The organism is Microbulbifer variabilis, from assembly GCF_020524905.1.
Lineage (GTDB): Bacteria > Pseudomonadota > Gammaproteobacteria > Pseudomonadales > Cellvibrionaceae > Microbulbifer > Microbulbifer variabilis_A.
The window spans coordinates 1-10,546 of sequence record NZ_JAIVKI010000034.1 but is presented as its reverse complement, the minus strand read 5'-3'; the positions used below and the strand labels follow the sequence as shown (position 1 = coordinate 10,546).

General features: G+C 49.5%; 14 protein-coding genes. All 14 read right to left on the bottom strand.

Annotated features, from left to right (window positions below; translation table 11 throughout):
- Positions 1 to 251 precede the first annotated feature (251 nt).
- Positions 252 to 1,664 carry a M20/M25/M40 family metallo-hydrolase gene (locus tag LC073_RS20890; protein WP_226649493.1) on the bottom strand — a complete coding sequence of 471 codons (1,413 nt, stop codon included), beginning with the start codon at positions 1,662 to 1,664 and terminating at the stop codon, positions 252 to 254.
- A 29-nt stretch (positions 1,665 to 1,693) separates the two neighbouring features.
- Positions 1,694 to 2,044 (bottom strand): hypothetical protein, encoded by a 351-nt coding sequence (locus tag LC073_RS20885; protein ID WP_226649491.1) that lies wholly within the window; start codon positions 2,042 to 2,044, stop codon positions 1,694 to 1,696.
- Between the two features lie 4 nt (positions 2,045 to 2,048).
- The gene (locus LC073_RS20880; RefSeq protein ID WP_226649489.1) at positions 2,049 to 2,816 is read right to left on the bottom strand and encodes a TSUP family transporter; all 768 of its coding nucleotides are present in this window, start codon (positions 2,814 to 2,816) and stop codon (positions 2,049 to 2,051) included.
- Positions 2,803 to 3,432: a 1-acyl-sn-glycerol-3-phosphate acyltransferase gene (locus LC073_RS20875; protein WP_226649487.1), complete on the bottom strand. Its 630-nt coding sequence runs from the start codon at positions 3,430 to 3,432 to the stop codon at positions 2,803 to 2,805. The genes LC073_RS20880 and LC073_RS20875 overlap by 14 nt, the downstream gene beginning before the upstream one ends.
- 70 nt (positions 3,433 to 3,502) lie before the next feature.
- Positions 3,503 to 5,083, bottom strand: a complete 1,581-nt coding sequence (locus LC073_RS20870; RefSeq protein WP_226649485.1) for a peptide chain release factor 3 — start codon at positions 5,081 to 5,083, stop codon at positions 3,503 to 3,505.
- Between the two features lie 407 nt (positions 5,084 to 5,490).
- A complete protein-coding gene (locus LC073_RS20865) occupies positions 5,491 to 6,156 on the bottom strand; it encodes a hypothetical protein (protein ID WP_226649483.1) in 666 nt (221 codons plus the stop codon).
- Positions 6,138 to 6,485, bottom strand: a complete 348-nt coding sequence (locus tag LC073_RS20860; RefSeq protein WP_226649482.1) for a hypothetical protein — start codon at positions 6,483 to 6,485, stop codon at positions 6,138 to 6,140. The genes LC073_RS20865 and LC073_RS20860 overlap by 19 nt, the downstream gene beginning before the upstream one ends.
- A gap of 285 nt (positions 6,486 to 6,770) precedes the next feature.
- Entirely contained in the window at positions 6,771 to 6,968 is a 198-nt protein-coding gene (locus LC073_RS20855) for a helix-turn-helix transcriptional regulator (protein WP_226649480.1), read from the bottom strand.
- 39 nt (positions 6,969 to 7,007) lie between these two features.
- Positions 7,008 to 7,922: a hypothetical protein gene (locus LC073_RS20850; RefSeq protein WP_226649479.1), complete on the bottom strand. Its 915-nt coding sequence runs from the start codon at positions 7,920 to 7,922 to the stop codon at positions 7,008 to 7,010.
- Positions 7,919 to 8,467: a hypothetical protein gene (locus LC073_RS20845; RefSeq protein ID WP_226649477.1), complete on the bottom strand. Its 549-nt coding sequence runs from the start codon at positions 8,465 to 8,467 to the stop codon at positions 7,919 to 7,921. The genes LC073_RS20850 and LC073_RS20845 overlap by 4 nt, the downstream gene beginning before the upstream one ends.
- A complete protein-coding gene (locus tag LC073_RS20840) occupies positions 8,464 to 8,910 on the bottom strand; it encodes a hypothetical protein (RefSeq protein WP_226649475.1) in 447 nt (148 codons plus the stop codon). Before LC073_RS20840 ends, LC073_RS20845 begins: the two co-directional genes overlap by 4 nt.
- Positions 8,897 to 9,154: a hypothetical protein gene (locus LC073_RS20835; RefSeq protein WP_226649473.1), complete on the bottom strand. Its 258-nt coding sequence runs from the start codon at positions 9,152 to 9,154 to the stop codon at positions 8,897 to 8,899. The genes LC073_RS20840 and LC073_RS20835 overlap by 14 nt, the downstream gene beginning before the upstream one ends.
- A gap of 78 nt (positions 9,155 to 9,232) precedes the next feature.
- Positions 9,233 to 9,502, bottom strand: a complete 270-nt coding sequence (locus tag LC073_RS20830; RefSeq protein WP_226649471.1) for a hypothetical protein — start codon at positions 9,500 to 9,502, stop codon at positions 9,233 to 9,235.
- A 66-nt stretch (positions 9,503 to 9,568) separates the two neighbouring features.
- On the bottom strand, positions 9,569 to 10,396 hold the full coding sequence (locus tag LC073_RS20825; RefSeq protein ID WP_226649470.1) for a DUF2303 family protein: 828 nt from the start codon (positions 10,394 to 10,396) through the stop codon (positions 9,569 to 9,571).
- Positions 10,397 to 10,546 lie beyond the last annotated feature (150 nt).

The following is a 10,546-nucleotide window of genomic DNA, read 5'->3' as shown; positions in this document are numbered from 1 at the left end:
TTTTTTTACCCGTTGAAAAGGGCCCCACGGAAACAGGGGCCTGAGAGTGGATATCCCGGAGTTATGCACAGGTCTGTCCATGGATTCTGTTAGTAACAGCCTGTTAATAGAATCGTCATTATTGGGAAACAGAGATTTGCTGTTAGTTTGTGAATAACTTAGAAATGGTACAAACATGGGAAAACGGCGAGGAAATAAGATATAAAAAAGCCCCACGTCGTGGGGCTTTTATACTGCTGGTGGGGTCAAGTTTATTTTTCTAGTTCCACTGGCACTCGCCCGAAGTTACCTTCCATCTCCGTAGCCAGGAAGGACATTACTACCCAGGCTGCAACGTTTTGGCGCAGGTTCTCAGGCTTTACCTTATCCAGAGTATCGTTGGGGGTATGATGATAGTCGAAGTAATCGGTGCCATCCTGGTATAGGCCGAAAGCGGGAACCCCTTCAGCTACAAATACACTGCTGTCTGGTCCGCCATAAGACTGGTTATTGCCGCGTTCAATACCCAGGGGCGCCAGTAGTTGCATCATTTGGTCGGCGATATCGAACTTGTTCTCAGGCAAGCGCGTATCAAAGCGCCAGATCTTACCGGCGCCAAAATCAGACTCAGAAACGGCAACAATGTTATCCAGCTCTTGGCGGTGTGCATCCAAGTACTGCTTGGCACCGACCAGGCCTATTTCCTCGGCACCGTAAAGAACTACACGCAGGGTGCGGCGCGGGCGGACTGGGAGTTCTGCAATCAGGCGAGCGGTTTCCATCACAATGGCGACACCGGCGCCATCATCCAGCGCCCCAGTGCCTTCATCCCAAGAGTCCAAGTGTGCGCCAATAATCATGACCTCTTCAGGGTTCTCTCGACCGGTGATCTCACCGACAACATTAAATGAGGGGCCATCGCTGTGGCGTTGGTTGTCCATATCGAGCTTCGCTTCCACGGGTTTTCCGCGATTCAACATGGCCTCTAAAAGGTTCGCATCTGGGGCGGACAGCGCCAGTGCGGGTATTGGATTTTCGATATTGTCGAGGGACATCATACCGGTATGAGCAAAGCGATCAGAGTCAGTACCCACTGACCTTAGTAGTAGCGCTGCGGCACCTTTCTCTGCAGCTGCGCGCATACCTTTACTGCGCCCTTGCACAACGGGGCCGTAGCCCTCTCCGGTACGCTTCTTTTCCATGCGCTTGTTGATAAAAGCAATTTTTCCTTTTACCTGTTTGGGAGAAGCCTCTAGCAGGGTTTCTACATCGGGAAATTCGACGATCTCTGCCGTTAGGCCACCTTCGGGAGTTGCCACGCTGTAGCCCAGAGAGGAAACCACCAGCGGCTGGGGGTAGGGGGAAATTACCTGGGCGTGTGCATGTCCTCGTGTCCAGCGGGGGACTTCGATTTGCTCCGTATAAACATTATCGAATCCCAGAGATTTCATTTTCTCCTGGGCCCAGGCCACTGCGCGTTGATCGCCTTGGGTACCCGCGCGACGGGGTCCTACTTCCACTGTCAAAGACTCAACGATGCTATAGGCGTTGGAGGAAGCCAGGGCGCGATCGCGTAGTACTTCGGCTACAGACAGGTCTTCCTGAGCCAGTGGTTTTGCTTGGGCGATGCCGATCGCTGCGGTTGCAAGAAGGCCCCCAGTAAGGGACAGCAATGGTTTAAACATACGTTTATCCTTGATTAACACTCGTTGACTCAAGACTTTGATTGTTTGTTAGGTTTGTTGATAAGCAGCTTACTGCGAATCTGGCGCAGCTGTTCCAGCCCCTTCTCGGTAAACAAATAGGGTGGGCTATCGCTCGACTCGTGCTCCTCTATTTCCAGGCATTTGAGGCGCATTTTTTCCAGTTCCGGATCGTGGCGCATTGGAATTGCTACTAAAGCACGCCACTCACTTTCACTGGCTTGGCCGGTAATAGCATCCTCGAGTCCTTTAATAAAACTAGCCCTGTCCATACGAAAGCGTGGGGTACGCAGGTGCATCAATGTCCAAATTACAATCACAAATGCGCAGAAGGACAGCAGCAAGGTAAGGAACAGGTTCACTTTTCTACGGCTCCAAAAGCAATTTTATCGCGATGGCCAGCGTAACGAGAATAATTACAGGCTTAATTAATTTGGCCCCGTGGGCAATTACCAGGTTTGATCCGAGCCTTGCACCGATAATCTGGGCGGCAGCCATTGTGATGCCCAGTATCAGGGAAAAGTGGCCGCCCAGCATAAATATCGCCAGTGATGTAATGTTGGTGGCTAACACTAGCGGTTTGGTCGATGCAGTAGCTTTACGCATGTTGAAACCGAGTAGCGCGGCAAATGCTAGGGCATAGAATGCTCCCATACCGGGACCAAAAAAACCTCCGTAAAAACCAATACCTCCACCGATTAGCAAGTTAAAGGGCCTAGAGCCCATTCTTGGCTTGGAATCGATATCGGAAATTCGCGGTGAAAAAGAGAAATAGAGGGCAATGGCGATAATCAGTATCGGCAGGAGTGTCTCCAGTGTTTCAACTCCCAGTTTAGTGACTGCCCAGGTGCCCAGGCAAGAGCCGATCACTGCGGCCACCAAGCCGGACCATAGAGGCCTGAGCTGTAGCTGCCCTTTTTGAAAGTAGTTAAAACTGGAAGAAAGAGTACCGAAAACAGCCTGGAATTTATTGGTGCCGAGGGCATCCAACGGCGGAAGCCCAGCCCATAAAAGTGTGGGCAGGGTAATTAGGCCTCCGCCACCGGAAATGGCGTTGATAAAGCCCGCGGCGAAAGCCACCGCGGTGAGTATCAGAAGAGTGGTAAATGTTAAATCGCTACTAAGTTCTATCACTGGAGGATTCACTGACCTCCGAGGTATCGGTTTGCATATTGCGATGGAACCCTTGGTATTTACTGAAGCGGTACTGGATTTCTCTCATATCTTCATCCAGATTCCCGGTGGGCCAGTAGAGCGAATCTAAACAAAAACGTCTACGGGAAAAGTCCCAGGCTATTAGTAAAATGGGTACTTCCGCGGCGTAGGCAATTCGCAGGAAGCCGCTCTTCCACTTGGTGACTTTTCTTCGGGTGCCTTCCGGGGTGATACCCACCCACATTTTTTCATTATTCCGATACTGTTTGGCAACCTGCTTGGCAATCCCCCCGGCGGAACCACGGTTGGTGGGAACGCCACCGAGCCACATAAAGAGCCCTTTAAATGGGAAGAAAAAGGCTTCTCTTTTCATCAGCCAGGAAATCTTCACACGATAAGCCATGATAAAAGGCATGGCCACGATAAAGTCCCAATTGGACGTGTGCGGAGCCAGAGCCACCATGACCTTTTTTTCAGCGGGAAAAGTACCCTCCAGTTTCCAGCCCATCAAGCGTATTATTATCTTGCCAATAGCGGCGGTAATGCTATTGCCGAGACGGGGGATTTCTACAGGTAAATCAATTTGCTGACTCATTATCGGTATCTCAATCTACAGCTCAAGCATTCCGGGAGGAAATGTTTCCTCCAAGGATAATGCCGGTAAATTAGTGTTCGCGAGTTGCATAGAATCGAATATCTGGATAACGTTCCTCTGCCAACTGCAAGTTCACTCGGGTGGGCGCCAGGTAAGTTAGGTGTCCGCTGCCATCTATGGCGAGATTGATGCTCGCTTTGCGTTTAAAATTTTCCAATTCTTTGACGCTCTCGCTTTCCACCCAGCGGGCAGTATTCACATTTACATTTTCGTAAATAGCTTCCACCTTATATTCATCCTTGAGGCGATAGGCGACCACTTCAAACTGCAGAACACCAACGGCACCAACAATGATGTCGTTATTGTCCAAGGGGAAAAATACTTGTGTGGAGCCTTCTTCAGAGAGCTGCTGCAAGCCCTTTTGCAGTTGTTTTAGTTTTAGGGGGTCTTTTAGGCGTATACGGCGGAATAACTCCGGAGCAAAATTGGGGATGCCGGTAAATTTCAGGGGCTCACCTTCGGTAAAGGTGTCACCAATTTGAATCGTCCCGTGATTGTGAAGGCCGATAATATCGCCGGCAATAGCCTCTTCCACATGGGTGCGATCGCCGGCCATAAATGTCACAGCATCAGCAATTTTTACATCTTTGCCGATACGCACATGCTTCATTTTCATGCCACGGGTGTAAGTCCCTGAACAAACGCGCATAAAGGCGATACGGTCACGGTGCTTGGGGTCCATGTTGGCTTGGATCTTAAACACAAAACCGGAAAACTTTTCCTCGTTCGGTTCTACCTGGCGCTCTTGGGTGGCACGAGACTGCGGGCCTGGAGCCCACTCGACAAATCCGTCGAGCATTTCACGCACACCAAAGTTTCCGAGGGCGGTGCCGAAAAATACTGGAGTGAGTTCGCCTGCCAGATAAGCTTCCAGGTTGAACTCATGGGTAGCACCGCGCACCAGCTCGATTTCCTCGCGAATGTCCTCCGCGTATTCACCGAGCAGCTCATCGGCTTCGGCAGAATTGAGCCCTTTGATCTGAATGTCGTCGGGAATGGTGTGGCCCTGGCCCTGGGTAAAGACGTGGATGGTATCGGTGTAGAGGTTATAAACCCCTTTAAAACTTTTACCAGAATTGAGTGGCCAGTTGATCGGTGCGGCCTGGATATTCAGGACTTCCTCAATTTCATCCATCACTTCGATGGGATCGCGAATATCCCGGTCCAGTTTGTTGATGAACGAGAGAATTGGTGTGGTGCGCAGTCGGCACACATTCATTAGCTTGATCGTGCGATCTTCGACACCCTTGGCACCGTCGATCACCATCAAGGCCGAGTCCACTGCAGTGAGTACACGGTAGGTGTCTTCGGAGAAGTCTTCGTGTCCAGGTGTATCGAGGAGGTTAACCGTGCGTTCCTTGTAGGGAAATTGCATTACGGAGGAGGTGACGGAGATGCCTCTTTCCTGCTCCATGGCCATCCAGTCGGAGCGCGCGTGGGGACCTTTTTTCCCTTTAACCGAACCCGCCAGCTGAATGGCATTTCCAAACAGAAGCAGCTTTTCGGTCACGGTAGTTTTACCGGCGTCCGGGTGGGAAATGATAGCGAAAGTTCTACGTCGTTGATATTGTTGAGAAAAATCTTTATTCACTTAGATTTAACCTTATCTGTGTACGCCCCTGTGTACACATAATGAAATATACCCCAAGGCCGAATCTGAAAGGCCGCATTATATCAAATTGGCCTTTGGTTTTGCTTGTGGTTGGTGACTAGCGGATGGTATATGGTCAGGCTTATCGGCGCCATTAGAGTCGTATTTGGAGTAGCGTTGAAGCTTAGCTGTGTACATGAGAGGGACTTAGATGTGACTGTCATGTTGGTTTTGGTCACAAGTGGGCTCTACAAGTAATGCTGAGGGTAAGTCACTGGCTCTACTAGCCTAAATGGCTAGTACCTCTTATAGGAGCTTCATTTGGAAAGAATGCTGGACAGCCATGTCTCTCACTCCCTCCCAATGCTAGTAAGGGTCTAGTTTTGGGGAGGGGGCGAACGCGCTTTTTAAATCAGAGAGTTCTTCCCGAGTAGTACAGCATGATGCAGATTTGTAGGCATAACACGAGCGATGGAGCCATCATTGCTGCCGACTTTGAAAAAGTGAACTCCAGAATCCATTTTTACCGATTGAGCACCACCTTGCTTCAAGGCGCTATGCAATTCTGCTTTGGGGATTTTATGGTTCTTGGAGGCACTATATATATAAAAGCTGACATCATTAGTTACCCCTAAAATTTTGGCCGCCTCAATAACTGTTCTGGTAACACCCTTATACAGTTCTTCATTAGCCTTGATTCGTGCGAGAGTATCCATTTCATTCTCGCCTTCAATATTTAAATTCTTTACATACACATTACTGATAAAGTCATCAGGCCTAGTGTTAAACCTATCGCAAGCGATTCTTACTGAATCTACTAAATGCTGAACATTATTGGCATCAACACCGAAGACCCAAAGTTCTTTTTCATCAACAACAGCTGCGTCCTTTAGTTGTGTGCCTTTAGGCTGGAAAGGAGATATGCCTTTCTTGTATTTCGACTTCCACTGCTCTAGCGTGTTGAAAGTTGTCCTTAGAACAAACTCTCTAAATACTGAGCCATTTAGAATCAGGCTTACGTCAGTTTTACAATCAAAATCGCCTTCAGCGATTGTCATAGCTCCTTTTGACACGGCTTCCAGTCCTTGTGTAAATAGTCCATAGCTTCTTGAGAAATGAAGGTACCCAGACAAATTTCAGGCCCAATAGAAGCTTTCTCATAAGAGTGTTTGAGATCAAAAATATCGTCGGACCAGTCCCCTTTACTGTAATCCGTAACAGCATAGGTCTCGGCAATATAGATTTTTTGTTCTGCAAGAGTGGCTTCTAATAAAGTTAAGGCTTCTTCTTTCGTTTCGGCCGGAACTACTGAACGACCATAACTTATTTCGCATCCATCACTGGGCATAGAGCTATCTTCATGGTGCTCTACCTTAGCTTCAACGACCCAAAAAGTTGGCATTCTCTATTCCTTTCATACGTAGTTGTATTTCTTAGGGCCTCACCACTTCAGAGAGGTTCTAAGAGTAAGGTTTGGTACAGTCGTGTCATTTATAGACTTTCTACATTAGACAAATCCTAAGGTCTATCGACACGTTAAGGCATAGTGCCCAGACTCTATGGGATTGATTCTTGGTTTACAGGCTTTTGCTGTCAAGTTGATGCACTTCCTTGTTCGTAAGGTGAGACATTGTTGGCATTACTCACAACCATAATTGTTGTGGCTTCCCTTTGGGTGAATTTAGCTCTAAGCGGCTTTATTTTGAGTAACTTCAGCTTCCCAGTGCTCAACATCATCGATAGCCCAAAGGTTGTGGCTGCCGGAGGCTTTGATACGTGGTTTTGGGAATGGATTGGTTTCTCGCTCTACCCATCTAAAGATTGTGCGGCTTGAGCAGCGATAGCGTTCGCTTAAGTCTTTGGTTGACCAATATCCTTTAATCATAAGATTTTCCTTTTCTGTTGTTTCTTAATATCTCTGCGTTTAGCGCTGAACCAGGGCAAACCCCTGGCCGTTGTGTGTGAGTGCGCCTGTCTTTTGCAGGGCGTCGAAAACGGGTTTAACGCTTCTGTAACCGCCGGTGATGCTGTTGCTGATGTTGCGCAACACTGGGCGGTTGCCGAATTCACCGGCGCGGATGCGCTGGGCCAGTAACTGCTGTTCTTCGCTCAGGTGGCTGGTGTGATCTGGCCGTTGCTCTGTTGTTTCGGGCTGTTGAAACGGTTGTGAAACGCGTTTACCAACCGCTGCTGCGGCGTTAAACGCGAGTAACGCGACCAGTCCCGCTATGTCGGTGATGATCGCCAGCGCGAGGAAGCCGATATGCTGAAGCCGCGTGGGGTCTGCGTTTAGGGTGTTGGCGAGGCTGTTAAAGGCGCTGTGTGTGTTGGCGGTTTGGCCGATGGTGGATAACTTTTCTATCAGTTGGGTGCGCTCATTCTCCAATGTGGATAACTGCGCTGCGGTATGAAGGGCGCTCTGGCGGTAGCCGTTGTTGGCGTCGGTGTTGATCAGGCCGTTTAGGGTGTTGATCTGCTTTTGCAGGCTGTTGAGCTGCTGTTGCAACGATTGGTATTCACGGCTGTTGCGGGCACTGAGCTGTTGTTGCTCTTCGCTGTGGGTGGATAGGAATCCGACGGTGGCCACAATGCTGATCATTACCAGCAGGGGCCAGAGGCAGAGTAGGGCATAGCCGCTCTTTTGCCCTTGGCTGCACAACCATAGGCCCAGCGGGGCGAAGCTGAATTTGCACAGTTCCAGGGCCACCGCAGTGGCACCGGCCACCAGCTGCCCGCCCAGGTCTGCGGGCATGGACACCCATAGCTGAACGGTAAAGGCCAGGCTGGTGCTGCAGAAGATTAGGGCGGCGATGCCGGTGAGGGATTGCCAGAGTTTCACGCGGCGGCCTCAGTGGGTAAGGCCAGTTCTTCTATGGCTTTACGATAGATGGCCTTTATGTTGGTCCAGCTAACAGCCACATCTTGGCTATACTCACCTTCGCCGCCACAAACCTCACAGTCCCCCTCTTCAGCTAGGTTGTAGCTGCAAGCAGTACAGGTGACCGTTGTTGTTTCTGCAAACTCTCCAAGTAGAAGATACTTCGCACCATTCTCAGCTGTTAGTTCGGAAGGAGCTAATACATATCCTTCAGGAATTAAGGAGTTATATTCATTCTTTGAGTACGCAGTAGCCTCCAAGGCGCTCTCTGAAAAACTAAGCTCATGAAGCATCATGCAGAAACAGGCTATATCAACCCAGTTACCTGGGTTTGACTTGAGTAGGTACTTTCGGATTTGGTCGAGCAAGCTTTGCCTTGAGCACACATCAGGATCGTACCAACCTGAGCGGCCTTTTAATTGGGCGCTAATTAAGGTTTCCTTCATCCTGATGGCGAATCGATCAACGGCTTCATTATTTATTTTTGTTTCTGTTGTTATGTTCATGCTGCTCTCCCTTTCTCCTGCTTGCGATTAGGCAGAATCTCTGCCTGCCAGCCGTGGTCTTTGTAGTGGTTGGGGTTGGCTTTGTTTTTAATGATGTCCAGTTCCGGGCGCACTAATTCGGCCAGGTCATTCAGGCGAACGCCGTAGGCTTCGAACTCGGTTGAGTCTTTATAGAAATCGCCCTCTGGGGTTTCGCACTCGACAAATACCGTCACCTGCCAGTGGTGTTGCCAGCTGAGGATTTCGTGCTGCAGCTTGGCGCGGGCGATATCTCCCACAGATTCAATGCGACGGCGGTGAGTGATTTTTAAAATTGGATCGCCGTCGGTATCCAAGCCTGTGCTGCTGCGGGCGGTGAGGATCAAGCCGGGCAGCCAGCGGTTAACCAGGCGGGCGTGTTGGGCCTGCTTGCTCATGGGTTTGCGGGGTTTACGCTTGGCCACTGCTTTCTTCCTCTGGTGGGTGTCCTGCGCAGCGCCCAGTAGAGTCCATGTTGTCGCAGCCGCTATAGTAGCTAAGTCCTTTCTCCTGCTGTTTGCGCAGAAAATGCCGTACCTCATTTGGAGACATTTCTCTCCCGGTTTCAGCATCCTGCAAAATCCCATCTAGCCATTTGTCAGATTTCCTCAACGCGCCTTGGATATCAATGCATATATGACGAGTTACTCCTGAAACAAAGTTTGTCATGTTCTCCACCTGATTAAGTTATTAATTACCTCTACCCACTTAGCCCGCACTGGGCGGGCTTGGGTCGGTATTTAATTTTCAGCAGGCCTGGGGCTGGGCGGTTTCGAATAACCCTGCTCGGCAGGTCTTATCTTTCCGTTCTTTCAATTTTCCATCCACCACGCTGTAAATCTTTGCGGTGTCTGTTTTCTTGTCGAATATCTGTACCCAGCTGGTGAAAATATCGTTTTTGGCAATTTGTGTTGCCACTTCAAAGGCTTCTTTTTCTGTGTGGTATGACTGCTTAAAATCTATTACGCCACCCATCTCAAGGTTGTAGGTGCCGCAAAATAGGGCGTATGGTTTCATTGGATCTTGGTCCTGTATTTGGGCCCAGTACCTGCGGCCCGGTTGGCTATTGTGGACAGTCCTAAACTACGCGGCGAAATCGCCGATATAAGTTTTCATTTGGGACTGAACCAGCACTGAGCTGAGGGATTGTTGTAGTTCTCGGCCCATGGCTTCCTGTATAGCCTCTAGGCGTTTGATGCGGGCGGTAAGGCGCGGAGCGTCGCCACCAGTGAGGATGGATAGGCGCAGGTCAAAGCTGCGTGATTCCAGGCCGTTGTAGGGGATGCACTCGAATTTGAATCCTGCCGGTAAACCCTCATCACTGCGGGCTTCGATATTCTCCAAGGCGCTTCGGCTAGATTTAAAGTCTTCAACGGAGTGATCCTCTTTACGTGAGGATTCGATAGTGAGGCGACGCACTGCGGCAATCGCTTTGCTGGTGTTGATCGCCTCACCATCGGCGGAATAGCAAAGAATGTTTTCGGCGTAATCCTCCATAAATTCCGCCATGGCTTTTTGTGAGCATCTGTCGCCATTGAGTTGTAATAATGCCTTGAATTCAGCGGTTTTAATTAGGCGCAATTTTGCAGAGAAGTCGGCGTGGCCGGGTTCTTGGGTGGTTCCCAAGTTGAAAATGGTTTGCGCGGTCATGCTTTCGGGGTCAACAAAACACTTGGCACTATTATTGCCAAAGTCCATGCAATATTGCTCAAAATCTTCGAGGGATGTGGTTTCCATTTTCCCGCGATAGCGTGTGCGGCCCTGTTGATATTTCTCCAGATTGAGAATCTGGAAATCTTTGGGAGCTGCTATTGCTGGTGTGGAAAGCTTGGCCTGATCAATTACTTTCGCCAATTCAGCGGTGGTCTGTGATTCCTTGATTTCCTTTACTGCACTTTGATCCATGGTCATTTGTAAATCCTTATTTTCTTTTTTAGGTTTAACTTGGGTTTGAAAGAAATGGGTTTTAAGGCTTAGCCGTTGCTTTTAAGTTTGGCGACGTTGCCGTTGCTCTCTTGGTCAAACAGCGGTGGCTGCTTTTCAGGGTAGAGACTTAGGGCG